At 34.3% G+C, this 26,748-nt stretch carries 23 protein-coding genes and 1 tRNA gene; 4 read left to right on the top strand and 20 right to left on the bottom strand.

The window, feature by feature from the left end; genetic code table 11:
• Positions 1 to 17 precede the first annotated feature (17 nt).
• Positions 18 to 947, top strand: coding sequence for a DNA methyltransferase (locus tag PHV37_08660; protein ID MDD3238150.1), 930 nt, complete (start codon positions 18 to 20; stop codon positions 945 to 947).
• Between the two features lie 38 nt (positions 948 to 985).
• Here the strand turns inward: PHV37_08660 and PHV37_08665 are convergent, their stop codons facing one another.
• From PHV37_08665 to PHV37_08705, 9 genes are all read right to left on the bottom strand, one after another.
• The gene (locus PHV37_08665; GenBank protein MDD3238151.1) at positions 986 to 1,690 is read right to left on the bottom strand and encodes a prepilin-type N-terminal cleavage/methylation domain-containing protein; all 705 of its coding nucleotides are present in this window, start codon (positions 1,688 to 1,690) and stop codon (positions 986 to 988) included.
• A 160-nt stretch (positions 1,691 to 1,850) separates the two neighbouring features.
• Complete coding sequence (locus PHV37_08670; GenBank protein MDD3238152.1) at positions 1,851 to 3,617, bottom strand: NADH-dependent [FeFe] hydrogenase, group A6; 1,767 nt, start codon at positions 3,615 to 3,617, stop codon at positions 1,851 to 1,853.
• A gap of 20 nt (positions 3,618 to 3,637) precedes the next feature.
• Entirely contained in the window at positions 3,638 to 5,485 is a 1,848-nt protein-coding gene (gene nuoF / locus PHV37_08675) for an NADH-quinone oxidoreductase subunit NuoF (protein ID MDD3238153.1), read from the bottom strand.
• A 13-nt stretch (positions 5,486 to 5,498) separates the two neighbouring features.
• Positions 5,499 to 5,999, bottom strand: coding sequence for an NAD(P)H-dependent oxidoreductase subunit E (locus PHV37_08680; protein ID MDD3238154.1), 501 nt, complete (start codon positions 5,997 to 5,999; stop codon positions 5,499 to 5,501).
• Positions 6,000 to 6,353: 354 nt separating this feature from the next.
• Entirely contained in the window at positions 6,354 to 7,298 is a 945-nt protein-coding gene (gene pdxA / locus PHV37_08685) for a 4-hydroxythreonine-4-phosphate dehydrogenase PdxA (protein ID MDD3238155.1), read from the bottom strand.
• Complete coding sequence (locus PHV37_08690; protein ID MDD3238156.1) at positions 7,298 to 8,605, bottom strand: four-carbon acid sugar kinase family protein; 1,308 nt, start codon at positions 8,603 to 8,605, stop codon at positions 7,298 to 7,300. The genes pdxA and PHV37_08690 overlap by 1 nt, the downstream gene beginning before the upstream one ends.
• Before the next feature lie 12 nt (positions 8,606 to 8,617).
• A complete protein-coding gene (ssb, locus tag PHV37_08695; GenBank protein ID MDD3238157.1) occupies positions 8,618 to 8,941 on the bottom strand; it encodes a single-stranded DNA-binding protein in 324 nt (107 codons plus the stop codon).
• Between the two features lie 78 nt (positions 8,942 to 9,019).
• Positions 9,020 to 10,426 (bottom strand): HD domain-containing protein, encoded by a 1,407-nt coding sequence (locus tag PHV37_08700; protein MDD3238158.1) that lies wholly within the window; start codon positions 10,424 to 10,426, stop codon positions 9,020 to 9,022.
• Entirely contained in the window at positions 10,413 to 11,153 is a 741-nt protein-coding gene (locus PHV37_08705) for an RsmE family RNA methyltransferase (protein ID MDD3238159.1), read from the bottom strand. The genes PHV37_08700 and PHV37_08705 overlap by 14 nt, the downstream gene beginning before the upstream one ends.
• Before the next feature lie 177 nt (positions 11,154 to 11,330).
• Here PHV37_08705 and PHV37_08710 point away from each other — a divergent pair, with 177 nt between their 5' ends.
• Both PHV37_08710 and PHV37_08715 read left to right on the top strand, forming a co-directional pair.
• On the top strand, positions 11,331 to 12,209 hold the full coding sequence (locus PHV37_08710) for a flagellin (GenBank protein ID MDD3238160.1): 879 nt from the start codon (positions 11,331 to 11,333) through the stop codon (positions 12,207 to 12,209).
• Positions 12,210 to 12,344: 135 nt separating this feature from the next.
• Entirely contained in the window at positions 12,345 to 13,733 is a 1,389-nt protein-coding gene (locus PHV37_08715) for a FumA C-terminus/TtdB family hydratase beta subunit (GenBank protein MDD3238161.1), read from the top strand.
• A 78-nt stretch (positions 13,734 to 13,811) separates the two neighbouring features.
• On the opposite strand, the gene PHV37_08720 is transcribed toward PHV37_08715, so the two are convergent.
• From PHV37_08720 to PHV37_08745, 6 genes are all read right to left on the bottom strand, one after another.
• Entirely contained in the window at positions 13,812 to 14,621 is an 810-nt protein-coding gene (locus tag PHV37_08720; GenBank protein MDD3238162.1) for an HD domain-containing protein, read from the bottom strand.
• A 114-nt stretch (positions 14,622 to 14,735) separates the two neighbouring features.
• Positions 14,736 to 15,230, bottom strand: a complete 495-nt coding sequence (locus PHV37_08725; protein MDD3238163.1) for a hypothetical protein — start codon at positions 15,228 to 15,230, stop codon at positions 14,736 to 14,738.
• Positions 15,231 to 15,239: 9 nt separating this feature from the next.
• On the bottom strand, positions 15,240 to 16,802 hold the full coding sequence (locus PHV37_08730; GenBank protein MDD3238164.1) for a hypothetical protein: 1,563 nt from the start codon (positions 16,800 to 16,802) through the stop codon (positions 15,240 to 15,242).
• Between the two features lie 19 nt (positions 16,803 to 16,821).
• On the bottom strand, positions 16,822 to 17,463 hold the full coding sequence (locus PHV37_08735) for a hypothetical protein (GenBank protein ID MDD3238165.1): 642 nt from the start codon (positions 17,461 to 17,463) through the stop codon (positions 16,822 to 16,824).
• Between the two features lie 213 nt (positions 17,464 to 17,676).
• Positions 17,677 to 18,552, bottom strand: coding sequence for an N-acetylneuraminate synthase family protein (locus PHV37_08740; protein MDD3238166.1), 876 nt, complete (start codon positions 18,550 to 18,552; stop codon positions 17,677 to 17,679).
• A 44-nt stretch (positions 18,553 to 18,596) separates the two neighbouring features.
• The gene (locus PHV37_08745; protein ID MDD3238167.1) at positions 18,597 to 19,700 is read right to left on the bottom strand and encodes a hypothetical protein; all 1,104 of its coding nucleotides are present in this window, start codon (positions 19,698 to 19,700) and stop codon (positions 18,597 to 18,599) included.
• A gap of 47 nt (positions 19,701 to 19,747) precedes the next feature.
• Here PHV37_08745 and PHV37_08750 point away from each other — a divergent pair, with 47 nt between their 5' ends.
• Entirely contained in the window at positions 19,748 to 21,019 is a 1,272-nt protein-coding gene (locus tag PHV37_08750; GenBank protein ID MDD3238168.1) for a hypothetical protein, read from the top strand.
• A gap of 1 nt (position 21,020) precedes the next feature.
• Here the strand turns inward: PHV37_08750 and PHV37_08755 are convergent, their stop codons facing one another.
• From PHV37_08755 to PHV37_08775, 5 genes are all read right to left on the bottom strand, one after another.
• Positions 21,021 to 22,136 (bottom strand): aminotransferase class I/II-fold pyridoxal phosphate-dependent enzyme, encoded by a 1,116-nt coding sequence (locus tag PHV37_08755; GenBank protein MDD3238169.1) that lies wholly within the window; start codon positions 22,134 to 22,136, stop codon positions 21,021 to 21,023.
• 76 nt (positions 22,137 to 22,212) lie between these two features.
• Positions 22,213 to 22,288, bottom strand: a tRNA-Lys gene (locus tag PHV37_08760).
• 139 nt (positions 22,289 to 22,427) lie between these two features.
• Positions 22,428 to 23,786 carry an adenylosuccinate synthase gene (locus PHV37_08765; protein ID MDD3238170.1) on the bottom strand — a complete coding sequence of 453 codons (1,359 nt, stop codon included), beginning with the start codon at positions 23,784 to 23,786 and terminating at the stop codon, positions 22,428 to 22,430.
• Between the two features lie 298 nt (positions 23,787 to 24,084).
• The gene (locus tag PHV37_08770; GenBank protein ID MDD3238171.1) at positions 24,085 to 25,674 is read right to left on the bottom strand and encodes a radical SAM protein; all 1,590 of its coding nucleotides are present in this window, start codon (positions 25,672 to 25,674) and stop codon (positions 24,085 to 24,087) included.
• Complete coding sequence (locus PHV37_08775) at positions 25,674 to 26,711, bottom strand: AI-2E family transporter (GenBank protein MDD3238172.1); 1,038 nt, start codon at positions 26,709 to 26,711, stop codon at positions 25,674 to 25,676. The genes PHV37_08770 and PHV37_08775 overlap by 1 nt, the downstream gene beginning before the upstream one ends.
• Positions 26,712 to 26,748 lie beyond the last annotated feature (37 nt).

The raw sequence follows: 26,748 nt of genomic DNA on the forward strand, positions 1-26,748 counted from the left end.
CGTAATGATTTAAAAGCATGGACTACCCTTTATACTTAAGAAAAACAGAGGGGAGATATTGGGATATGCCAACTTTGAGTCATAACAAGGTTAAAGAAAATTTTCAAAGACCTGATTTAAAAATCGTTCCTAAGAAAAAATCATTAACCAAGCCATATAGCGATATTAGATTAGATAAGTGGAAAGATTATCCACACATAAAAACTGATACGTGGTGGGAGTTCGCATCACGTGACAAAACCGGTAAACATTCTAATGAATATCACGGAAACTACATACCTCAAATAGCCCAACAACTATATGAACGTTATACAAAAAAAGGGGATGTCGTTTTAGATTTATTTTTAGGTTCCGGAACTTCTGCCATTGAAGCTCTTAATATAAAACGTAGATGTATAGGCGTCGAACTAAAACAAGAATTGGTTGACCATGTCTCACAAAAATTTACACAAAAAGAACTTGTTACTGAAACAAACCTGATTTGTGCAGATAGTGCTTCTTCTGACGCAAAAGAGAAAGTTCAAGCAAGACTAGATGTTATGGGTAAAGATAAAGCTCAATTTTTAATTCTACACCCACCTTATGACGATATTATAAAATTTTCAGATAAAAAAGAGGATTTATCTAACTGTGCTACAACTGATGAATTTTATGATTTATTTGAGAAAGTAGCTAAAAACGGCTATGATTTACTTGAAAAAGGAAGATTTGCAGCTTTAATTATCGGCGACAAATATGCCAACTCACAAATCTACCCCTTGGGAGCCGATTGTTCAAGAAAAATGAATGAGCTTGGCTTCATAACTAAAGCAATCATAGTAAAAAATATTGAAGGCAACGAAAAATGTAAGGGTAGAACAGCCAATCTATGGCGTTATAGAGCTCTAAGCGGTGGCTTCTATATTTTCAAACACGAATACATTTATATTTTCCAAAAAGTAAAATAAACAAAAGGCACTTTTTCAAGTGCCTTTTGTTTACATTATTATTTGCCTATTGTTGCACTATCTTTTCCTTGAAGAATAATTGAAGCTGGCCCGTCTGGAACCGCAACTTTATCATAAAGATAAATAACAGAAATTTGGTCTTTTAAATCAAGACTTGAAGAACTAGAAATAAGTGCCCATGCCGGCTGTTCAAAAATAGAGGCAATTGAACCTGCTACAGTGCCGCTATACGCAAATGTAGTAATTTTGTTGGGACCTTTTGAACCATTTACATCAACAACAACTCCAAAGCAAGGAGGATCTAACATTTCAGATGTATATTTGCAATCTCCAACACTCATTGGCTCAACATAATAACCGATTCCATCTGCAGTATATATAAACTCATCAGAAGGAATAGAGCTAGGAGCACTTCCTGCATAAGCTGGCATTTCAAATAAACTATATTCATCTTCGGGTATGGGAGTTTCATTACCCGTTGGTACACTGACTACATTCATTCTCTTTTTAAATAAATTCTCCTGCAAGTCGTTAACTGACGTAAAATCTTCAATGTTTTTGCCCGTATGTGCATACTCCATAGATATTGCATTATTCAACGTAGAAACAGATTTTTTAAGTGCTGTTTTGTACTCTTCTTTATTTGTATTATTCAACAACGACGGTATTGTAATAGCCGCTATAACGCCAATTATGACAAGGGTTATCAGCACTTCTGCTAACGTGAATGCTTTTTTACTCATTTTCATTTTATACCCCGGGTTTTAATTTTAAAATTGCTTAACCATGATATCACAATACCCAATAAGGTAAAAGTTATAACATAAAATTCTTGCACAAATAAAAGACCGCCATTCCTGACGGTCTTTATGGTTTGATGCAGAATAAACCACTACTATGGGATTACTTTAAATCCTTATATGAACCTTGGAACATATCTTCATAGTGTGTATGTAACAGATCATGAGCTATATGAGAATTTGGTTTCTCAAGTTGGTCTTTATAAAGTTTGATTATCGCTGGATTTTTATGAGATTTTCTTAACGGAAGCTCTCTATCTTCTTTATACAAACCTTCTGCTCTTTCTTCTCTGATAGAAATATCATCGCAGCTTCTAGGTTGTCCGCCGCCATTGATACAACCTCCGGGGCATGCCATTACTTCCAAAATATGGAAATCTGATTTGCCGGCTATCAACTCTTGAAGTGATTTTTCAGCTTCTTTCAAGGTTGAAACAACTCTTACTTTTACTTTTGTACCTTTGACATCGACTTCGGCATCTTTAGTTCTTGAAGCTTTATCAACACCTCTTACAACCTTAATGTCAACATCCTTTAGCTCCTCGCCTGTAACAAATTCGTATGCTGTTCTTAATGCTGCTTCTGCAACACCACCTGAAGCACCGAAAATAGTACCTGCACCTGTATATTCACCAAACGGAGAATCCGGTTCAACGTCTTGAAGTTTAGCAAGATTGATACCTGCTCCTTTAATCATTTTCCCAATTTCTTGAGTTGTCAAAACATAGTCTGTTTCAGGTTTCATATCTTTCATCAACTGATATCTCTTTGCTTCAGCTTTTTTTGCAGTACAAGGCATTACTGAAACAACAACAATATCTTCTTTATTAACACCTTCATTATATTTTGGCAAAATTTCCTTGATAACAGGTGACAACATACCTTGAGGTGATTTGCAAGTTGATAAATGTTTCAATAGCTCTGGATGTTGAGTTTCTAAATATCTAACCCAAGCCGGACAACAAGATGTAAACAATGGAAGATTTTTATTTTCTGTAAGGCGACCGATAAACTCAGTAGCTTCTTCCATAATAGTAAGGTCAGCTGAGAAGTTTGTATCAAATACAAGATCAAATCCGATTGTCTTTAATGCAGCATATAACTTACCAATAGTGTTTTCTCCAGGTTTAAGTCCAAACATTTCGCCAACTGCAACCCTGACAGATGGTGCGATTTGAACTACAACTTTTTTGTTCGGATTATTTATTTCATTCCAAACATTTTCGATGTCAGATTTAATTGTCAAAGCACCTGTCGGGCAAACTGCTTGACATTGACCACAGAATACACAATCGACTTCTGCCAATTGTTTACCTGCAATAGGTTGAACAACTGTTTTTGAACCTCTGTTTGCAAACCCTAAAACGCTGTGTCCTTGGTATTCAGAGCAAGCTCTAACGCAAGCACCGCAAAGGATACATTTATTTGGATCTCTAACTATTGATGGGTTTGTATCATCTATTGGAAGATATTCTGATTTAGGTTTTTGATAATATTTAAGGTCTTTTATACCGTATTCTTCAGCGTATTCTTGAAGTTCACACCTGCCTGATTTTTCACAAGTAGTACATTCTCTGTCGTGGCTTGCCAACAACAATTCAAGAACAGTTTTTCTGATTCTTCTGATTTTTTCTGTGTGTGTAAAGACTTTTATACCTTCTTCAGGAGGCATTGTGCAAGAAGAATTTATCATTTTTCTTCCGTTTGGATATTCAACTTCTACAACGCACATTCTGCAAGCACCGAATTGTGTCAAGTCAGGTCTATAGCAGAAAGTAGGTAAATTTAAGCCTGTCTTTCTAATGACTTCAAGGATGTTGGGTTCGTCTGTGAACTCCACTTCTTTTCCGTTTATAAATAATGTACTCATTTTATAAGTTCCCTTTTCTCTTAAACTTGTTTAATAGCTTTAAATGGGCAGTTGTTCAAGCAAGCACCGCATTTAATACATTTTGATTGATCAATCTTGAATGGTGATTTAATTTGACCTGAAATAGCACCAACAGGACAAGTTCTTGCACATTTTGAACAACCTTTACAAAGGTCTTCATCAATAGCAATTGTTTTCAACGCTGAACATACACCTGCAGGACATTTTTTGTCTTTAATATGTGCTATATATTCATCTCTGAAATATTTAAGAGTAGACAAAACAGGATTTGGAGCTGTTTTACCCAAACCGCAAAGTGAACCGTCTTTTACAGCTTTTGCAAGTTCTTCAAGGGTATCAAGATCTTCCATCGTGCCTTGACCTTTAACAATTTTTTCAAGAATTTTTAGCATATTTTTTGTTCCTTCACGACAAGGAACGCATTTTCCGCAAGACTCATTTTGCGTGAAGTTCATGAAAAATCTTGCAACTTCTACGATACAAGTGTCTTCATTCATAACAACAAGTCCGCCTGAACCAATCATTGCACCTGCTTTAATCAATGAATCATAATCCATAGACATATCCAAATGTTCTTCCGTCAAGCAACCGCCTGAAGGTCCGCCCATTTGAACCGCTTTGAATTTTTTGCCGTTTCTGATTCCGCCACCGATATCAAATACAATTTCTCTCAAAGTTGTTCCCATCGGAACTTCAATAAGACCTGTATTGTTGACTTCGCCTGTCAACGCAAATGTTTTTGTACCCTTGGATTTTTCAGTACCTAAAGAACTGAACCAATCAGCACCTTTGCGAATGATAACAGGTACATTAGCCAATGTTTCTACATTGTTAATCAAAGTAGGTCTGCCGAACAAACCTTTATTAGCAGGGAACGGCGGCTTTGGTCTTGGCATACCTCTTTCGCCTTCAATAGAAGCGATAAGGGCTGTTTCTTCACCACAAACGAATGCTCCTGCACCTTCTTTGATGTGAATTTCAAAATTAAAATCTGTACCCATAACTTTTGAACCCAAATAATGAGCTTCTTCAGCTTGAGCGATAGCGATTTTCAAACGTTTAATTGCCAACGGATATTCAGCTCTAACGTATATATAAGCCTCATCAGCACCAACTGCAAAACCTGCAATCGCAATACCTTCTAATAGTTTATGAGGGTCACCTTCCATAACGGATCTATCCATGAATGCACCCGGGTCACCTTCGTCACCGTTACAAACTACGTAAGATTTTCCGCCTCTGTTTGCAGCTGTAAACTTCCACTTCATGCCTGTAGGGAAGCCACCGCCGCCTCTACCACGCAAACCGGATTTTACAATTTCATCGATTACAGCATTTGGGTCATTTTGTTTTAGAACTTTTGCCAAGCCTTCGTATGCACCTACGGCAATAGCCTCTGATAGTTCTTCAGCATTGATATTTCCGCAATTTGCAAGTGAAGTTCTTGTTTGTTTTGCATAGAAATTTATATCTTCATTTTTATAAACAGGTTCACCTGACTTAGGGTCTTTATACAAAAGTCTTTCTACAGGTTTTCCGTCTTTTATATGGCTTTCAATTATTTCTTCAACATCAGCCAATTTAACTTTCACATAAGTAACATCAAGTTCTGGAATAATAACCAACACACCTTGTTCACAAAATCCGTGACAGCCTGTCGGAACAATAGTAACCTTGTCAAAATCACTCAAAGGAGAAACATCTGCCCCCAATTCTTTGAACTTTTTTATAATTTCTAAAGAGCCGTTTGCAACGCAGCCTGTACCGGCACAAACCAATACTCTCAAGCCTTGGGCTTTAATAGATTCTTTAGCTTTATTTTGTTCGTCTAAAATATTAATGTTCATTGTATTTTCCATTTTAGCCCTCTTTTTCTTCATTTATAATTGTATCTACAACGACATTTATTGCATCTGCTGTCATTTGAGGATAAACTTTTCCGTTTATAACAACAACAGGAGCCAATCCGCATGCACCCAGACAACTAACTGTTTCCAAAGAAAAGAGGCCGTTATCTGTGGTGAATTTACCATCTTTAAGCCCCAATTTTGTAGTTATTGCTCTAAGAACAGGCATTGAACCTCTAACATGGCAAGCAGTTCCGTCGCATACTTTTATTTCATATTTGCCTTTTGGATCCAAGCTAAACTGTGCATAAAAAGTAGCTACTCCATATACAGTCGCTGGTGATAGTCCTTCGATTTTTGTGCCGATGTAAGTCATTACATCGATTGGCAAATAACGGTAAGTTTCTTGAACTTTTTGCAACATCGCAATCAAGTTCGATTTCTTACCGGAATAAGCATTGATGATTTCATCAACTTTTGAGTAGTCAATTTTCGTTTGACTTTCTGTTGTCATTTTGCTCTCCTTTTGTAAACATATTTTCTTATTTGTTAATTTGTGCCATTTTGTACGCATTTGTGAAAAATTTCACAATTAGTACTTTCATTATCTTACTTCAAAAAATAAAATCAATAAATTGTACTAAAAATTTTTCTCTTATTTTACACTCTCGTTACAATGATTTAAGAGACTTTAGGCATAACTATATTCTACCATTTTTTTTGATTTTGTCTTCTGTTTTTATTTTTGGCAATGCAAAAGTTTTTATGAAATCAATTTGGGAAAATAAACACTTATTGAAACTGTCACCGTGTTTCTTAAAGATTCACTTTCCTTCATTATTAATTCGAAAATAATGTCATAGTCACTTTAATCTTTAATTGCGAGTTTTATCGCAGATATCATACTTTCTTCATCTGCAACTATCTTTCCGGCAATATCAAAAGCTGTCCCATGAGCAGGCGATGTCCTTAATACATCAAGCCCTATCGTAGTATTTACAGTTTTATTCATTCCTAAAAGCTTTATAGCAACAAGCCCTTGATCGTGATAACTTGCCAAATAACAATCGTATTCGGGAGCCTTATTCATATCCAGCTTCGCCAAAACGCCGTCTGCAGGGAGAGGTTTTGTTATTTGCACACCCTTCGATTGAAGCTCTTTGACCGCAGGCAAATATTCTTTGATTTCTTCGTCCCCGAAAAGCCCGTTTTCACCTGCATGGGGATTCAAAGAACACAATGCAAATTTTGGATTTTGAACTCGAAAATGACGAGTCAAATCCTCACTTACAGAGCTGACTTTTTTAACTATATAATCTTTTTTCAAAATATCTGATAATTTGCTCACGGCAACATGCCTTGTCAAAAGCAACAATTTAATATCACCACATACAAAAAGCATTTCGGCTTTTTGACCGTTTTTAGCAATATATTTTTCAATTATCTCTGTTTGACCTGCGTAATGATGACCGGCCATATTCATCGCATTTTTAGAAACAGGCCCCGTAGCAATCGCCTCTACCTGCCCAGAATTGACAAGCTCACAAGCTTTCTTTATCGCTTCAAATGAAAACTCACCTGCTTCTTTTGTTTCAGAGCCGATTTTTATATCATTTTCAGCATAAGGCACTTCTGCAATTTCATATTTTTTGGCAAAACTCAATGCAAAATGTTTTTCATAATAATCAAATACATTTTTTGAGCCTATTAAAACGATTTTTTCTTGGGGTAAATCAAGTTTATTTAAAGCTTTAATGATAATTTCAGGCGAAATACTATTGGGATCGCCCAGCGTAATTGCTATTTTTTTCATTATTTATGTTGCTCGAAATATTTTATAACTTCAATTAACGTATTTGGATTGCCGAGATTGCCTGATTTAGTTACAATCCATTGAGCCTTATGGTCAATACTCAAAGGAATAGCAGGGGCAACTTCATCTATCAGCTGGATATTTCCGCTATCAATTGCTTTACAACATTTATAAGAAGTTTCACCGCCTACACTAATCAATATAACCTCTTTTTTAGCCAAAATTTCTTTTGTAACTTCAGCCAAAAAGTCACCAATCATAGACGCAAACTTCTTCTTTGTAAGTTCATTTTCAAACAAAATATCGGGTAATTTTTCAGGTGATTCAATCAAATTTGAAGAATGTATAACAACAACATTTCCGCCAACTAGATTGCGAACTGCTCGTTCTATCACTTCTTGATTATTATTTTTCAAAATATCATCAAGTTTTAATTCGATAAAATAAGTATTTTCAATATCATCATCATCTGCAAGTTTTTTAAGTTGTGAAGCTGTTAAATCAGTAGAACTTCCGGAAATAATAAGCTTCGGCAACACTGGAATGGTTTTTGTAATATGTTGATACTTCATCTCGGGAAGCCAAGCATTCCCCAAAGCTTGAGCAGCTCCGGCTGAGCCACACGGCAATATTTTAAAATTACATTTTTCCATTGCGAGTATAACTTGCTCTATATCAACAGTAGAAACAGCATCTACCACAATAAGCTTTTTACCCTTATTTATAAGCTCTTTGAGCTTCATCAAAATGGGACCGGCCCCTTTCATTACAGTTTCAAGCTCAATCAAATCAACCAAGTCTTTTTCGCTATCATCCTCAAGCTGAGATTTAAGTAGCGTCGGGATATGTGACTCATAAATAGGTGAATGAGGGTCACGAGCAAGTTCTGTTCTTTCAATCGGAACACCCTTCCACAAGTGATATCCGCCCACGGTAATTCTACCTTCATTTGGGAAAGCCGGCATTATTATCGCAGCGTCCCAACCCAATATATCAAGCATTCCAAGCACTTCGGGGGCTATATTTCCTCGAATTGTCGAATCTATTTTTTTATAAAAATATTCTATATTAAAATTGTCTATTAAATTTTCTGTCGCAATTTTAACTTTTTCTTTTGCAGTTTTGGCATCTGTGTTTCTACTCTCCGTAGATAACGCCCATGCCTGAGTGTGAGCCTTGATATCAGGTAAAGAATTATAATCTAAAATTATCTGTGTATTACAACCACGCATATGAAACTGCAAAGCTGTATCATTAGCTCCGGTCAAATCATCTGCGATAATACCGATTGTGCTGGAAATAAACATATTTACGCCTTATTAACCTTCGTTTTTGCCACCGAGAAGTCTTAACGTATTAGCTCTGACCAAAAATCTTTCTTTTTGAGTTCCGTCAGGACCTGTCCATTTGCTGCAAGCGAGTCTGCCGTCTATTCCGACCCAGCGTCCTTTTTTTACATATTCGCCTGCTATTTCAGCTGCTTTATCCCACAATTCTATATTAAACCAGTCTGTTGTTTCTGCCTTAGCTTTTGAATCCCAACGTGAAACAGCTACTGAAAATGTAGTTTTACATTTTCCTGATTCAAAATATTTCATCTCAGGGTCTTGTCCTGCACGGCCAACTAAAACGACTGAATTCATATCAATTTCCTTTATTTCCTCTTACTTATAGATTATAGTCAAAACCAAACGTTTTTCAAAATTATATATATATTTTTGTTACGCATTTATATTTTTGACAAAACTTATAGCATCTTCTCTAGTTTCGACATCACCAGAAATTTGAGCCTCTTTAAGCTGTTTGATTATCTCACCGAGAACTTTTGATTGAGGAATTTTCAATAGCTCCATAATCTCTTTTCCGTTCAATAATTTTGGTAGTGGCTTAATTTCTTCTTTTGTCTGCATATATATATTAAGAAGATTTTTCAAACCACTTATGTTCTTTTCGACAATTTCATCAGTAATCTCGACTCCTCTTGCACTCAAACGGTCAGCCATAGCAAGGAAAATCACCTCAACAACAGAGCCCTCCATTTTTCTAAAAAATCGCATTTGGGCTTTGTAAGAAACTTCCCCTTGATTTGTCAAAGTTGATGGATAAATATGATATTTTATAAGGTTTGTAATATGCGAGATTTGTTTTTTTGACAATTTCAAATCTTTTAAAATAGGTACAGCAAGCTTTGAGCCGACATCATCATGCTTTATAAACCTATGTCGCTCTGTATCTTCTTCAATCGTCCAAGTTTGAGGCTTACCTATATCATGCAAAAAAGCGGAAAGCTTTAAATAGCCAAGGTTTGAAGTTACGCCATAGTCAATTTTGTCCAAATAAGATTTTGTATCAACATTAGCTTCTTTATATTTCTGCTGAACTTGTCTAACAGACTCGACCGAATGATGAAACAAATCCAAATGATGATGCAGGTTTGGCGGCACTTTTTTTACATCTTTCATTATAGGAAAAAGTATATCAACAAGCCCTATTTCATCCATTTTTAAAATCGCATCATCAGCCCTAAAGCCCTCAAACAACTTCAAAAGTTCAGTTGCAATTCTTTCTTTTGCACTGTTATTAATTAATAAAACATGTTTTTTGGTAATTTTAAAAAGTTCATCATCAATTTCAAAACCAAGCTTTGAATAAAATCTATACACTCTCAAAATTCGTAAAGGGTCATCTACAAAATTGCCCTCTGAAATCCCTCGAATAACCTTGTTTTTAATATCTTGAATGCCACCTGATATATCAACGAATTCAGCTTTTTTAATATCGTATGCGACAGAATTTAAAGCCAAATCTCTGCGTTTCAAGTCTTTTTCAAGGTCATTTTCGACAGGAGAAGTAATATCCAAATAATTGATTTTGTCTTTTAAAACGATTCTATATATTTTATTAACTTCGTCTAACGGCACAAAATAAGCGTCAAGCTTGTCTGCCAAAAATTGCGAAACACCTCTTACATCATCACAATCAACAATCAAGTCCCTATCAACACTCACCTTACCCATTAAAGCATCTCGAACATAACCGCCTACAACGTAGATATTTCCTTTATCTACGTATTTTTTTACGGAATTTAGTATCTCATCGTTTTCAATTATATTTTTAGCTTTTTCCATTTTCCAATCCGAATAAAACATTTGCAACTGCAACAGTACAGGCTGTATCCGCCCTATAAATAAGATTTCCGAGGCTTACTTGCGGAATTTCAAGCTCCTTAAACAAGTCAAATTCCCTCTGCGAAAAGCCACCTTCCGGTCCTATTATAATAACAATTTTGCTTTCTTTATTGATTTCTGTCAAATTAAAAAATTCTTTTAACGAATAATCAGCATCTCTTTCAACAAAAGCTATATATTTATATTCTTTATCAAAAAAGTCTTTGTTTAGTTTTTCATAAGGCAAAACCACTGGAATATCAGCCCTTTCGCACTGTTTAACAGACTCCAATGCAATTTTTTGCCATTTTTCTGCTTTAGCTTTTATAATACTTTCCCTCACAACACAATTATCCGTCACCAAAGGAAGAATGTTTTTGACCCCAAGTTCTGTAGCTTTTTGTATAGCCAAAAACTGAGCATCAGGCTTCAAAACAGCTTGAGCCAATGTAATATCTACGTCAAGTTTACGAAATGACGGATAAGAATCTACAACTTTAGTATAGATTTCAGAAGATGAAATCTTATCCACCAAAGTCTTATACTGAACCTCGTTCTCATCAATAAACATAAGGGTTTCTCCCTCTTTAACCCTCATCGCTTTAGCAATATGATTATAGAGCTCTTTGCCTGAAACCCTGATATAGCAACCCTCTACAGCTGTTGAATTTATAATAAAATGCGGCATATTTTCTCGATTTCTACTCCAAATGGAGGATATTTCTCAAGTAAGTATAATACACCTAAACCCTATATATAGCAAGCTTTTTCAGGATTTACAATAAAAAAACTACAAAATACCCAACTAAAGTATGAGAAAAGAGAGTCGATAACCAGAGTGTGATAAGAGAAGGAGAGATAGAAAATGCCAATCACAGTAAATACAAATGTTTCGGCATTAATTGCCCAAAACAACTTAATTGGAGCTAACACAAGTTTGAACAAAGTGTTGCAACAATTATCAACAGGTTTAAGAATTAACAGTGCAGCAGATGACGCAGCAGGCTTAGCAATTTCCGTAGGTATGGAAAACCAAATTAAAGGTAACGAAAGAGCCGCTACAAACATTCAAGACGGTTTGAGCCTTATGCAAACAGCTGAAGGCGGAATGAACATCGTCAACGAGCATTTATCCAGAGTTAGAGAACTTTGTGTTCAAGCAGCCAACGAAATCTACAATACACAAAACAAAATCTCTATTTTGAATGAAATGAAACAAAGAATAAGTGATATTGATATCCAAGCCCAATCAATTAACTTCAACAACATACCGCTTTTAGACGGTACCAAAGAACACTTGTTCCTTCAATTCGGTGCAGGCACTGATCCGGCTTTGAACTCAATCGACATCGGACCAACCTTAACCAACATGAGAATTGATGATACCGGCTTAAATGTCGAACTAAAAGTTACCACAGGTCCTGCTACCGGCGATTATGTGAATATTGCCGATTGGGATCCGACTGAAATTATGGGCTATATGGACCAAATTGACGTCGCTGTGAACAAAATCACTACTGATAGATCAATGTTAGGTGCTTATTCTAACAGATTAGAAGCAAATAAAAGCAACTTAACTTCATTGAACGAAAATACAGAAGAGTCTAAATCCAGAATCATGGATGTTGACTTAGTTAAAGCAAGTACAGAAATGATTAAGTATCAAATCTTGCAACAATCTACAACAAGCGTATTGGGTCAAGCTAACCAAGTTCCTCAATTGGCACTTCAACTGCTTAAATAATACATATAGTCACAATTCTCTCCACGCCGGTTTATTCTTTAAACCGGCGACTCTTCTGTCTTTATATACACTTATTTTCATAACCTTTAACTTCTACACTTTACTTTATTAACCCAAGATTATATTATGTATTCTATGGTTGAGATTTCTACAAATTTAATTAAAAATGCTGTTTATAAACTTTGCTTTGACGCAAATACCACACTTGACAACAAAGTTTATTCGAAAATTTTATCAGCATATCAAACTGCAAAATCTCATAAAATGAAATATATTTTTGCTTCAATTTTAGAAAATGCAAAAATCGCCTTTGAAAACAAAAGACCACTCTGCCAAGATACAGGGCAAGTAATCATTTTTTTAGAAATCGGACAAGATGTTCATATCTCAGGAGAGCCTTTAAAAACAGCCATAAACCAAGCGGTTCAAAATTGCTATTGCGAAAACTTTTTTAGAAAATCAATCGTTAAAAATGCCATTTTTGAAAGACTCAACACTAACACAAATACTCCTTGCATCATTCATTCTGAAATAGTTGAAGGAAACAAAATCAAAATCAGCGTATTAATTAAAGGTGCGGGTTCTGAAAACAAATCTCTGGCAAAAATGCTTCTTCCGACAAGTACAAAAGAAGATGTAAAAAATTTTATTGTCAAAAGTATCCTTGACGCAGGTATAAATTCATGCCCGCCAATTTTTGCAGGAGTCGGAATAGGGGGTACACTCGAAGACGCCGCTATACTTTCTAAAAAAGCTCTGCTTATAAATACACCGGACCCAAAATCCAAAAATTTTGAAAAAGAAATCATAAAAACAATTAATCAAAATGCACCAGAGGATTTTGATGAAAATTTAATTTTAGGCTTAAATATTTTGACAGAACACACTCATATAGCATGCCTGCCGGTATCTGTTACTATTAATTGCCATTCTTCACGAGAAGCTTCTGCTGAAATTTCATCAAAAGGAACAAAATATTTCATTGAAACGCCTGATTTTGCAGATATAAGTGCAGATAACCAAAATACCAAAATCGTAAATCTGCAAAATACAAACGAAATGCGTTCGTTAAAAAAAGGCGACTCTGTATTACTATCAGGAACCCTTTATGTAGCAAGAGATGCTGCCCATCAGAGATTAGCAGAGTTAATTAAACAAAATAAAAATTTACCTTTTGAAATAAAAAACGCAACTATATTTTACGCAGGGCCGTGTCCTGCAAATGAAAGTGAAATCATAGGTCCGATTGGTCCCACAACATCTTCAAGAATGGATAAATTTGCACCTGATTTATACGACCTCGGGCTTTTAGCTACAATCGGGAAAGGGCAACGCTCCGGCGAAGTCACAGACTCCATAAAAAAGAATAACGGCTTATACTTAACAGTTACAGGAGGTGTTGCAAGCCTTTTGAAATCCAAGATAAGCTCCTCATATATAGTTGCTTATGAAGATTTAGGAGCAGAAGCAATTTATAAACTAGAAGTTGAGAACCTGCCGGCTATCGTCCAAATTGCAAAATAAAAAGATATTTTTGAAAACAAAAATATCTTAAAAGGTAGGTTATTTATTTGGTTAGTTTATTAAAATTGTAAGTGATTATTAAACTCTTTCTGATTGATTTACATGACTTTTCAAAGCTTTAACCAATTCGGCATCAACTTGTCCTTTATCGACATATCCATCTAAAATCTGGAAGGATTTTTCAGGCGACAATGGTTCTTTGTATGGTCTTTTTGTTGTTAAAGCAGAATAAATATCTGCAACTGAAACAACTTGTGTATTTACATCAGGATTTTTGTAAAGTGGTTTGTGGTGATCTCTTACAATAGAAAGGACATCATCACTCATTCCTGTACTTTTCAACATTTCATAGCCGAGTCGAGAATGCATGTCGACAATCTTTTTTTCATCAACAGTTAATCTACCATTTTTATTCAACAAAGCGGCAGGAATAAGAATTTTTCCATAATCATGGAATATAGCACCATTTTTTATGATTTCTTGTTCTTGTGAAGACAATCGCAATTCTTTTGCAATACCACTTGCAAAATCTCTTGTTGAATCGATATGCACTTTTTTTATACCCTTGACGTTTTCTGTATTAACGACAAGTGGCATGTTATGTGCGTTCAAAACGGTTTTTACATTAGGATTTCTTAGCAACAATAATTGTATATTTTTATCGTTCAAATAGCTATTTAATAAAACATTGGGGGCAACTTTTTCAAGGATTTTATTATAAAAACTTTGAAATTTATTGGTAGGGATAGTGATGACACTACTTCTTCTAAAAGAATCGGCTTCCATTGGTTTTGTTTTTAAGCCTTGAGAAGCATTTGGATTGGTGGATGTTATCGCACCAAAAGCCACGCCTTTCGACATTAAGTTGTTATCAACGTTTAAAGTCAAATTACCTTACCTAAAATACTAATAAATTACCTTCACTTACTCTTATATAAAGTATTTTTAAAAGGCAAGTTTGACTCTTAACTTCAACATGTTACACAAATCGTAACAATTATGTTAAAGCTTGGCAGAGTAAGTATTTACAGCAGCAGAGCTTTTCAAATATTCTAAAATCGCACCACCTATTTCTTCTGTTGGATCAAAATAGGGACTATTGGGATAAAAAGTTTGTTTTAAAAGCATTTTATTCAATGGACCAAAAGCGTCAGGGACTTTGGTTTTTCTGTAGATACCCGCTAACAGAACTTGAACATTTGGAGAATTTGTATCGTTAAATCTTGAAATAACAGGATATAACTTGTCCACTCCTTGCACCCCTGTATCAATCATTCTGTCTAAAGTATAAAGCCCCTCTGAAACTTGCCTTTCGTCATTAACCGTATTCAAAAATCCACCGATATAAGGAAGTGCAGCCTCTTTTTGGTCTACAATTGACTTAACTAATGGCTGATTAAAAGTACAATAATTGCATTTTTCGTTAGGCATTTGAGTTTGCATACCAAGACGAGCAACCATATTGTAAGTATTCATATTTATCGAATTAATCTCCATATCACCCACCTATGAATAAACAAACGGAGCACCGTTTTTTACTTCCATCAATATATTGTCTGCAAGATTTTTGAGTTCTTCTTCGCTTTTTCCTTCCTTTACTCTCAAATCGAATTCTTCGACCAATGGTTTAACAGCACTGTTTTTCTTTGATTCAAAATTTTTCAATTCAACATCAACTAGTCGTTGTTGAAGTCCGAGTTCGGTATTAGAATTTTCCTTACTTACAGCAACTGCTTTTAAGGCATCTACAACTTGCTTACCTGCATATCCCATTGCACTGATAGAACTGAAAGCTAAAAATACATATTTCATAAATTTGTTATCAGGATTCATAATCCAATTATACAAATGCCCTCTATCCTCATCAAGATAGCAATAATATTGTATTTTTTTCGTAATTCCGCCTAATGCTATAGGAGCATCTGCAAATATTGATTTCTTTGCCCTAGAAACATTTTCAATTACTGATTTTATCTCATCTTCTGTTGCACCAACTTTGCTTAAACCTGCTCTAACATACTCAGGAGTCGCACAAATTGTCTCATACAGTTTTGAGAGAGCCTCGATATTAGGTTTTTCAGCCTTTGCGGTAACCTTGTCTATAGAATCGACAATATCTTCAGCAAACTTGTTAGTATAATCATTTGCCAATTCAGTTGTTTTTTTCAAATTTTTAAACGTCATTTTCCCGCACAAAATCCCAGCAATAGTAGTCAAGCCAATTATTGAAGCTAACAAAATATTATTTTTCTTATTTTCATCAACAAACCTTTTGGTAGCTACAGTCTTGGTTTCTTCTTGCTTTTTAAGAGGCCCTTCCATGTTGCCCTTAAAGCTACTTATGCTACTGAATGTTTTTGCAACGTTATTCTTATCAAAATGAGGTTTATTAAACACCTTATCAAAGTAATCGGCAGTGTCGGAAAGAATATTTCTCTCGATTTTCAATTTTCCAGAAAAAGCTTGAGTCTCAGTATCAATAAGATTTTCTTGCAAATCCCTTTGTATATCAGCCTCTTGTTTTTTAACCCAAACTTCTTTTACGCCATCCACGAAATTTTTAGCAAGCACTGTTAGTCCGCTAAAAGCACAAACACCAATCGCCCCTAGAACAGTTTTTGTATTGGGATTTCTGAGCATCATATAAGTTGCAAACTGTGGCTCTTGTCTGATATTCATATTCAAAGCCAAGTCCGGAAGTTGTTCAAATGGTTCTGTTTTTAAAATTGTTTTAGCACTTTTTTTCAAAATCGCACTCATACCTGCAGTTGCAGCAAACAACCCCACCGTCCCGACGGCAAGCGGAGCCAAAGCTTTTTTTAAGTCGAAAGATTTTTGCTCTTTTTTGACGTCAACATTTACATTATCATTCATTTTTGATTCAGACATAATTATCAAATCAGATGTCGGTTCATATTTTGTTGAAAATTCTCGTTGACGATTATACAAAACACCTTTCAGAGTGCTGGCTTGAGCCGGATTATCATTTTTTTCTATATTATTTCTTCTTTGCTGAAAATCATGATAATCTTGAACTTTATATGGAGTAATGGATGCGTTTTTTCTCATTTTTCTTGACCTTTTGTTATTATTCTTGTTTAGCAGTATTAGTTTCTAAATCTTCTTTTTGAGTATTTATCTCATCGTCATCTTCGTCTATTGTTTCAAGAGAAAACAATTTGAATATTTTTTTTGTAGTTTTCTTTAAAAAGTCCGATATTTTTTTATTGATGAAATTTTTCATCTCACCATATAGGTTTGCAAGTTTTTCCACCACTTGCAAAATCATATTTCGAACATCTTGTATAAAAGATTGAATTTTATTGAGTAACTTAGGTATCTGTTCTAAAACAGTAAGCAAAGGAGTAACTATAACAGCATTTAAAGCCATTATCCCTTTCGCTAACACTGGAGGAAGTGAATTTTGCAATATCTGAATTGATTGACGAACATTGCTAATATAAGTGGTAATATTTTTAGATATTTGTGCTAAAAGTTGTTGTTGCTGAGCCTCTATCTGGGCTTCGGCTCTTGCTTGGGATTGTTTCATCATAACGCCCATAGCAAAACATTGCGACCAAGTCATTTCACCTGATTTTCTTACATTATTTGATTGCTTAGTGCTTCCACCACCACCCATTCCGTTACAAATCGGGCACGCTCCCATTGGCAAGCCATGTGGGCACGTTCCTATTCTTGGCTGATTTATTCCTGTTATAGGTTGAGGCATAAGTATCCCTTGTTAGTACAGCGTTTTTGCTGCTTTTATACCATTCATGACTCTCTTACTTTGTTTCGTTCTTGACGGTTCGCCGCATCAAAAAGCAAGTAAAGAGTTTTCCGACTATACGGCTGCGGTCCAGTCAGGGAATTGCACCCTATTTCCTCATTAGAATTATGATTTCATAAAAATAGGCTTATAACAATATTTTATGTAGATATATTACCGTTGTAATACATACTGTTTTAAGCGAGAACGGACTTCTTTTTCGACCTCAAGAATATCTGTTTTTTTTACACACAGGTCCTTTTGTATAATACGCAAATTCAAGGCAAGATTTTCTAATTCTTCAGGATTTAAACTGAGTTTTTGGTCAGTTCCTTTCATATTTTTATCAAGCGTAAAATGACGTTCAATATACTCGGCCCCTAATGCATATGCTGCTATATCTTGAAGAATACCCAAATGATGCCCCGAAAAGCCAATTGCTTTAACTTGACCTGAATATTCATTTTTTAATCTTGATATTTCTAGCAACGCACTATCGCCTATCGGCACAGGATATGCAGACGTGCAAGCATATAAAATTATATTTTGCTTTTTATATTTAAAAGATTTTAAAATTTCTTTCTCTTCTTCTTTTGTCGTCATTCCCAATGAGATATGAATTTCTCCGTTATAATTCTTATCCAAATAATGTAACAACTCAAAATCTAAATTGTTCGCCGAGCTGACTTTTATCATAACAGGATTTAAAGTCAAAACTTCCTTCAAAGATTGCCTATCAAAAACTGAAGTTGAATAAACAAAACCCTTAGTTTCACAATATTTTTTTATAACAAAATGCTCTTCAATAGAAAATTCGAGAAATTCTTTATGTTTTCCGTATGTATCACCAAAACTGTTTTCAGGATTAGGATGTGACGAATCGTAGAGTTGCTTTGATAAAATTAACTTAGGACATCTCTTTTGAAATTTAATTATGTCAATTTTAGCGTTTTGCGAAAAATTAGAAATTGAATCTATCATCTTTTTCACTGTTTCTATTGACCCGTTGTGATTACCACAAAATTCAGCTATTATTTTTAAATTTCTCATAAAAAGCCCTTATTAAGCACTTATTAAATAATTATAAATTATTTTTACTTATTTTCCAATTTAATTTTTTCATTTAACAATCTTTCGACTCGATAATTTTTAACAGGAATATATATTAATATGTTAGAAATCGGAACAGAAAGAATTACTGATGAATTTATACAAATAACCTTATCTGGCATTAAACCAAATAACACAAACATTTCAAATGGGATATTATAGTCTATTGGAATCATATCTGGATATAACTTAGATAAATTTTCATCAAAATATGAATGTTTCCCCTGATGAGGATGCTCTTTATAAAACCAATTATAAGCTTTATTTTCAAGCAAAAATTGTTTTTCTCCGGAACGAATCTCTTTTAAATATTTCAAATTTTCATCGACTTTTGCTTCATTATCCCAAAAGCCTGTTAAAAATATTATAGAAGGATGCTTCTTAAAATAATTTTTATACTTTTTGTAATCAAATCCTGTTAACCGGTATAATTTTTTCTTATCTCTTGCCGAAAGAGAAGCTGCTGTATTCTCTAAATCGAAAGGAATTGTTTTATAATTAGCTAGGGCGTTCTTTTGCCTATTGCAATAAAAATCTTTTTCACAATTTTTACTAGATACTCTTTCAAACATTGATACGTGTATTATAGTTTTTTCTCTATATTTAGAAAATATTTTAAGGTTGTTTAACCCTCCAGGAAGTGCCATTCGTCCCATGGAATCTTCATATAAATGAATTTCTTGTATTTTAGAATAAGGAATCACTGACAAAACAGCCATGATTTCATTTCGATGGTTCAAATTAAGATGCAAAATAAAATTTGATTTTTTATGTAAATTATAAAATTTTTTAAGATCATTATCTAAAGTTGCCGGTTGCTTGCTTTTGGCTATTTCTTCAATTGTATTATATCTTTTTAGATTTATTCTATTTTTAAGCGGATAAAATCGATACCAGAACACAAATTTCGGAGATTTTTCAGGCACCTTTGAATAAGAAATCATCTCTTGCAAGGTGGCAAAAGTTGCAGTATCAATATAAATATAAGCTGTCTTTTGACTCTGATAATAAAATAGCAACTTTATCGCAAAAATTATTATCAAAAAAGATATTGAGCTTATAAGAAATATAATGTTATACTTTTTCATATATTATTATATAGTTTAAAGGTTATCAGATAAACGGTCAATAAAATTTGAATTTTCAAACAGATAAATCAAAAAAATTTATCATCTACGGTGGAACTGCCTGTGCTATTATGGACACACTTGTTGTCGGCCCGACAATTTTGGCTTACGCCCTAATTCTTGGGGCATCTCCGATTTTACTGGGTTTTATCTCCGCAATTCCTTATTTGGGGAATTTAATGCATTTACTGGCTGCCTATCTTATTGAAAAAGGCAAGTCAGTAAAACAAATCTCTGTTATTTCCGCTTTTGCAAGTAGACCCTTTTATCTTTTTATCGCACTAATCGCACTTTTGCCAAAGAACAAATACTCTCTATTTCTACTCATTTTATTTTTATTGTGTGCATATCTTATAGGAGCAATTTCAGGAGGTGCTTGGCTACCGTGGATGAAAATGCTTATAAACAAAAATGAATTAGGAACCTTCTTTTCTATCCGTTTTAAATACATGATGATTGCAAAAACGATTGTTTTCATTTTAGTTTATCTGTTTTTAACAGCTGTAAAGCATTATTATCCAGATTTCGGAATGTACATTTACTCGGTTTTGTTTTTATTAGCTTTTATCGTCGGGATATATGGAGCTTATACACTAACACAAGTAGAAGACACCCATATAATTGCAGATAAAGATAACATGTTTTTCACAAAATTCAAAAAACTATTTACCGAAAAGTCTATAAAAACAGTTCTTTCAAAATTAGGATATTTGAATTTCGTTGTAAATTTTGCAACTCCTTTTATAGGAATTTACCTTTTGCAAAGTTTAAAAATCGGTTTAAATAATGTAATTTTATTAACCTTAATAAATCAACTTTCTTATATTTCAATAATTAATATTGTAGGGAAACACGAAGACGAAAAAGGTTCTGACTGCTTAGTGAGAAAGGCTATGCTTACATTAATCCTTAGCTTAGTATTAATTATCACCACTATATATATTCCGACTACCAACATTGTAAAAATAAGCTTATTCCTTTTTATCGCTCATATTCTTATCGGATTATTTACTGCTGTTACAAACCTTGTTAATAACAACATACCATTGCGAGAATTACCGGATAAAATGTCTTCTATCTATCTGGCATCTGCAACGATAGCAAAAGCAATAATGACTGCCATTGGCTCAATTAGTGCCGGATTCATATTCGCAATCTGCACTAAAATCCCAAATGTTCAAGTACATTGGACTTTGTTTTTCTTGATTTCTATTTTCATATCACTACTGTGTTTTATTATGTACAAAAAAACACCAAACGCTAAATCCAATAATTTCTAGTCTACGTTATAGAATGAAGATAATCTGATATTTTTTTTAGTGCAACATCAAGTTCATCAGCATCAATACAAAAACCAACTCTAAAATACCCCTCTAAATCCAAAGTTTCACCCGGCAAAGTCGCAACACCTGTTTTTTCTTGCAAATCGAGGCAAAATTCTCTTGAAGGAATATCTTTATGATACTTGACAAAAGCGGTCGTTCCGCCTTTGGGCAGAATGCAAGACACTAGAGGCTCTTTTTCAATCCATTTTTCCAATATGTGATAGCCACTTTGAACTATTTTAAGATTTCGCTCTTGAATTTCTTGCCTGTGTTCTAAGGCTATTGAGGCTATATAATCATCAAGAATACTAACGCTAATAGTGTTGTATTCCCGTTGATGATTGATTTCTCGGATTAATTTTTCATCGGAACAAACCCAACCAACCCTAATTCCCGGAAGAGAATAAGTCTTTGACATGCTTCCAACTGATATTCCTTTGTCATACAAATCTGCTACAGATTTTGAATAACCTGCACCAAATAAATTTAAACCTCTATAAGCTTCATCTGACAATATCCATAAATCATACTCTTTTGCAATTTCTATAAGTTTATTTAACTCTTCGTCCACTAATACAGCACCCGTAGGGTTGTTGGGAGTATTTATACAGATTAACTTCGTTTTACTATTAACAATATTTTTTAACTCGTTTATATCAAGCTTCCATTCATCGTTTGAATTTAGATATATTTTTTTTACTTCTGCACCTAACGACTTCGGAATAGAATAATGCTGCTGATAAGTCGGAAGGACTACAACAACCTCATCTTTAGGCTCAATTAAAGACAAAAAAACGAGTTGATTTGCCCCAATTGCACCATGAGTTACCGTAATATTTTTCGTTTCTTGACTTTCATAAAGAGATTTAATAGCGTTTTTCAACCTGTTTGAGCCTTGAATATCACCATAAGTCAGTTTTGCTCGATAGATATTTTCAATATTATCGCCATCAAACAAGTCAAAGAATTCCTCAAGTGAAAAAGGAGAAATGCAAGTAGCACTTAAATCATAATCAGCTGATGCCTCATATTTGTTCATCCATTCTTCTATTTTGAATTTATCGATTTTCATAAAATTAACTGACCTATAAAATACAAACCTACATAATTATTATACTAAAAAAGACTCCCAAAGGAGTCTTTTAAAATGGTGCGCCAGCCGCGATTCGAACGCGGGACCTATCCCTTAAAAGGGGAGTGCTCTACCTGCTGAGCTACTGGCGCATACAAGTCATAACCGACTGTAATAATAAATTACCAAGAACATACTTTTGAGTCAATCACTTTTTTTGAAAAATTTATACGTCTATAACTTTTCGTAATAAAAAAGGTGAAGCAATCGCCCCACCTTTTTATTTTTACACTATTTGAAAGGATGATTCAATATTATCGTTTGATCTCTATCCGGTCCCACACTCACGATATTTATCGGAATACCAACCAAATCTTCCAATCTGGATAAATATTTTTTGGCATTTTCAGGAAGTTCCTCCATAGATTTAGCCTTTGAAATATCAGATTTCCATCCCTTGTGAGTTTCATAAACAGGCTCTAAATATTTATGCAAATTAATATTGGTCGGATAATCTTCATAAATTTTGCCGTCTCGTTTATCTTTATATGCAACACAAACTTTGAGTTCATCAAACCCATCGAAAACGTCAAGTTTTGTAATAGCCATGGAGGTTAAACCACCGACCAAAACCGTATATTTAGACAAGACTGCATCGAACCAACCGCAACGTCTCGGACGCCCTGTTGTAGTGCCGAATTCATGCCCGATTTCTCTTATTTCATCACCTGTTTTGTCCAACAGCTCTGTCAAGAAAGGACCTTCACCGACTCTTGTAATATAAGCTTTTGTGACGCCGATTACATTTTTAATATGAGTAGGTCCAACACCTGAACCTGTTGCAGCTCCGCCACCTATCGGGTTTGAGCTTGTAACATAAGGGTAAGTCCCATAATCGATATCAAGCATTACTCCTTGGGCACCTTCAAAAAGTATTTTCTTTTGTGATTTTATAGCATCTGTCAAAACTGAAACCCAGTTATCACAAACGTAAGGACGGAATATTTCAGCATATTTTTTACAATAATCTAAAATTTCAGACTTTGTATAAGTTTTTGAGCCGAAAACTTTTTCCAACATTTTATTTTTCAAAGGCAAAATCGCATCAAGCCTTTTATCCAAAGCTTCTTTATCGTATAAATCCTGAATTTTGAGTCCATACCGACCTATTTTGTCAGAATATGTAGGTCCAATTCCTTTTTTAGTAGTTCCAATTTTATTTTCGCCTGATTTTTGCTCGGAAATCCCATCTATATCAATGTGATAAGGCATAGTAATAGAAGCCAAAGGGCTAACTTTTAACTCTGACACATCAATGTTTTTGGATTTTAAATCTTCAATTTCCGCTAAAAAAGTTTCTGGATGAATAACAGTACCTGCACCAATCATGCAAAATTTATTTTTATAAAGTATGCCTGAAGGAATCAAATGGAACTTAAAAGTTTCATTATTCGCAACGACAGTATGTCCCGCATTACATCCACCTTGATACCTGATAATGACATCAGCATCTTGTGCCAACAAATCAGTGATTTTAGCTTTTCCCTCATCACCCCATTGGGCACCGACAACAACAGTATTTTTCACGTTTAAATCCTCATGTTCTCTTACCTGTAAAGTATAGACTAAATCAACATGCTTTAAAAGCATTTTTATATTGTAAATCTAACACTTATCATTAAAAAAGCATTCATACTGTTGGTTTCAGGGGCAAAAAGATATATTAATCTACATCAAAATTCAAGGTAAAAAAAAGCCACTCTGTTGAGTGGTTTATTTCTGCATCCTAATGGTCTCTTCTTTGTGTTTATTATTTAGGAGTTTATATGTGTTCGGGGTTGTAATGTTTCGTTTTTATTATTTGGTGTTTCGATTACACTTAAATCTTATACAATTATTATGACACATTAAAAAATAAAGTCAACCCTATTATTTCTATTTTTTAAAATTATCGTAACAATCTGTCATATTCTTTTTTAAGTGCCTCTATACCTGGTCGGAGGCATATAAAATCCCACGGATTAGCTTCTGATAAAGACCTTGGAGCCAATGCGAATTTTTCAGATTTTGGCAATTTGTTTTTCTTTATAAATTCTTTATAAGTGTTCTTAAAACAACCAATATTTGAACCGCAACGATAAACTTCTACCAAATATTCACTCAATCTCCTATCGCCACGTGACATTATTGCTTGAATATAGTCCCATTTCACGCTTGAACAACGAATTTTGACACCCATTTTATGAAACTCTTTTTTTAAAAACTCGTATTTTTTTTCTAAAGACTTTGTCGCTTCTCTTTCACAATATTGAAAAGGCGTGTGTGATTTTGGCACAAATGTACCGAAACTTACCGTTAAATCAAATCCTTTGTGCATTTCTTTTATACGCTTAATCAAATCAATCATTTCAATTAAATCGTCTTGAGTTTCGGTAGGAAGTCCAATCATGGCATAAATCTTCAAGCCATGAAGCCCACCTTCTTTTGCCATTTTAACCATATTGAAGATTTGTTCTTCACTTAAATGCTTGTTTATAACTTTTCTAAGTCTTTCACTCCCTGCCTCAATTGCAATTGTGGCATTTCTTTGACCACATTTTACGAGCATTTCAATTGTTTTTTCTGAAACATAATCCGCCCTTAAAGATGAAACGGAAACCTCAATATTCTCGCCATTGTCGACCTTATTTATAATATAATCGCAAATATCATCAAAACGAGGATGGGCACAAATCAAAGCACCTAAAAGTGCGATTTTGTTTGTGTGTTTTAACCCCAACTCTATTGCTTCAATTATTTTTTCATAATCAACAAATCTTACGGGCAAATTCAAATATGCAGCTTGGCAAAATCCACAACAATTTGAGCAGCCCCTTGCTATTTCAACGATAAAAGTATTTGAAAAATAACTTTCTTCGCTCAAAATCGGGGTATAAATACATTCATCAAGTTGAGTGGTGCATTTTTTAACAGAATAGGGGTCTCCTGAAAGAGTTAAAACCTGATTTTTTTCCACGCTAAATTGAGTTAAAGACGGCACATACACCCCTTCAATTTTGCTTATCAACTCTAAAATTTCGCTTTTTTTTCGCCCTTTATTAACCCTAATGGTTTCAAACAAAATATTTTTTGTATCTTCTGCGTCGCCAATCATTATAAAATCAAAAACTTCTGCAAAAGGCTCGGGATTTGAAGATAACACAGGTCCGCCACCATATATTATTGGGGAAAATTCATCTCTATCTTTTGAAAACAATGGAATATTATACTTTTCTAAAAGCTTAAATATCGACAAGAAATCAAGCTCGAACGATGTAGAGAAGCCGAAGACATCGACATTTTCAGGTTTAATTTGAGTATTTTTCGTATCTGTAAAAATACGTTCTGCAAAAACATCATCCAACTCATCCAAAGCTCTAAAGACGGACAAATAGCCAATTGACGACATTCCAAAAGCATATATACCGGGGAACGCAAGCCATACTTTTAATGATGAGTTTTTGTCATTATTTCTGTCATACAAAAAGGTTTCTTGCATTAAAGAGTTTCATCCTTTTCTTTATTAATCAATTTAATATAAAGTTCGTCAAATAAAGTAGCAATCATTGCAGCTATTGCAGGAGCCAAAATAACCCCCCAGACGCCCAAAAACTTTGCAGCTACTAAAAACGAAAATATAACCAAAACGGGGTGTAAATCAAGGAATTTTCCGAACACCAAAGGTCTTACAAGGTTATTGGAGACCCATTGGGCGACCATATAAACGATTATCGTCGGAATAATCCACAACGGACCTTTCAACAATGCGGCACAAACGCCCAATGTCAAAGCAACAGTCGGCCCCACTATCGGAATAATATCTAAAACACCTGCGATTACACCAAGTAACAATGAATATTCTATCCGCATAAATCCAAGCCCGATAGCTGTGAACAAAGCAACTGTACCCATCGAAAGAGCTTGGGCTATAATATATCCGCCAACTTTATCCTCGATTGATTTCATTATTCCTGCTGCTCTCACCCTTATTTTTGGCGGGAAAATACGCATTATACTATGATCAATTGATTTTTTCTCGTACGTCCAATAAAAAACAATCATTGAAACCGTAAGAGCTATCGTCAAACCTTCGATTAACATAACTGTGATATTTATAGATTGATTGACCACCTCTGAGGCGATTTGCGTACTATTTGCAAGTACAGCATCAAACTTAACTAAATTTGTAAGAGGAAAACCAAACACACTGTGAGTTTGGATATAAACTAACAAAGATTGTAATTTGGCGGGAAAATCACTGATTATAATCGTTATTTCCCTATATGATATACCGATAATAGGTATTAAAACCAAAATTATACCCAACAATACACTAATCAATACAACAGTTGCGGCAAGAGCCCTGTTCATTTTCGTAGAAAGCTTATCTACCAATGGATTTAGCGAACAAGATATCACATAAGCTCCGAAAAACAATAGTGCAATTTCTTTTATCTGAACAACAAACCAGATAAAAAACAGCATCAACATTGTAAAAACAATATTTTTTATTTTAAAATTTTCTCGATTAAACATTCAATGCTCCTTTTAATGTTTCCATCTTAGCATATAA

It is taken from the genome of Candidatus Gastranaerophilales bacterium, from assembly GCA_028693235.1.
In the GTDB taxonomy this organism is placed as follows: domain Bacteria; phylum Cyanobacteriota; class Vampirovibrionia; order Gastranaerophilales; family Gastranaerophilaceae; genus JAQUVW01.

Excerpts from the sequence above, each read along its gene's own strand:
- PHV37_08660 (MDD3238150.1), top strand. The coding sequence starts at position 18 with ATGGACTACCCTTTATACTTAAGAAAAACAGAGGGGAGATATTGGGAT.
- PHV37_08665 (MDD3238151.1), bottom strand. The coding sequence starts at position 1,690 with ATGAGTAAAAAAGCATTCACGTTAGCAGAAGTGCTGATAACCCTTGTC.
- PHV37_08670 (MDD3238152.1), bottom strand. The coding sequence starts at position 3,617 with ATGAGTACATTATTTATAAACGGAAAAGAAGTGGAGTTCACAGACGAA.
- nuoF (MDD3238153.1), bottom strand. The coding sequence starts at position 5,485 with ATGAACATTAATATTTTAGACGAACAAAATAAAGCTAAAGAATCTATT.
- PHV37_08680 (MDD3238154.1), bottom strand. The coding sequence starts at position 5,999 with ATGACAACAGAAAGTCAAACGAAAATTGACTACTCAAAAGTTGATGAA.
- pdxA (MDD3238155.1), bottom strand. The coding sequence starts at position 7,298 with ATGAAAAAAATAGCAATTACGCTGGGCGATCCCAATAGTATTTCGCCT.
- PHV37_08690 (MDD3238156.1), bottom strand. The coding sequence starts at position 8,605 with ATGTTTATTTCCAGCACAATCGGTATTATCGCAGATGATTTGACCGGA.
- ssb (MDD3238157.1), bottom strand. The coding sequence starts at position 8,941 with ATGAATTCAGTCGTTTTAGTTGGCCGTGCAGGACAAGACCCTGAGATG.
- PHV37_08700 (MDD3238158.1), bottom strand. The coding sequence starts at position 10,426 with ATGGAAAAAGCTAAAAATATAATTGAAAACGATGAGATACTAAATTCC.
- PHV37_08705 (MDD3238159.1), bottom strand. The coding sequence starts at position 11,153 with ATGCCGCATTTTATTATAAATTCAACAGCTGTAGAGGGTTGCTATATC.
- PHV37_08710 (MDD3238160.1), top strand. The coding sequence starts at position 11,331 with ATGCCAATCACAGTAAATACAAATGTTTCGGCATTAATTGCCCAAAAC.
- PHV37_08715 (MDD3238161.1), top strand. The coding sequence starts at position 12,345 with ATGGTTGAGATTTCTACAAATTTAATTAAAAATGCTGTTTATAAACTT.
- PHV37_08725 (MDD3238163.1), bottom strand. The coding sequence starts at position 15,230 with ATGGAGATTAATTCGATAAATATGAATACTTACAATATGGTTGCTCGT.
- PHV37_08730 (MDD3238164.1), bottom strand. The coding sequence starts at position 16,802 with ATGAGAAAAAACGCATCCATTACTCCATATAAAGTTCAAGATTATCAT.
- PHV37_08735 (MDD3238165.1), bottom strand. The coding sequence starts at position 17,463 with ATGCCTCAACCTATAACAGGAATAAATCAGCCAAGAATAGGAACGTGC.
- PHV37_08740 (MDD3238166.1), bottom strand. The coding sequence starts at position 18,552 with ATGAGAAATTTAAAAATAATAGCTGAATTTTGTGGTAATCACAACGGG.
- PHV37_08745 (MDD3238167.1), bottom strand. The coding sequence starts at position 19,700 with ATGAAAAAGTATAACATTATATTTCTTATAAGCTCAATATCTTTTTTG.
- PHV37_08755 (MDD3238169.1), bottom strand. The coding sequence starts at position 22,136 with ATGAAAATCGATAAATTCAAAATAGAAGAATGGATGAACAAATATGAG.
- PHV37_08765 (MDD3238170.1), bottom strand. The coding sequence starts at position 23,786 with ATGCTTTTAAAGCATGTTGATTTAGTCTATACTTTACAGGTAAGAGAA.
- PHV37_08770 (MDD3238171.1), bottom strand. The coding sequence starts at position 25,674 with ATGCAAGAAACCTTTTTGTATGACAGAAATAATGACAAAAACTCATCA.
- PHV37_08775 (MDD3238172.1), bottom strand. The coding sequence starts at position 26,711 with ATGTTTAATCGAGAAAATTTTAAAATAAAAAATATTGTTTTTACAATG.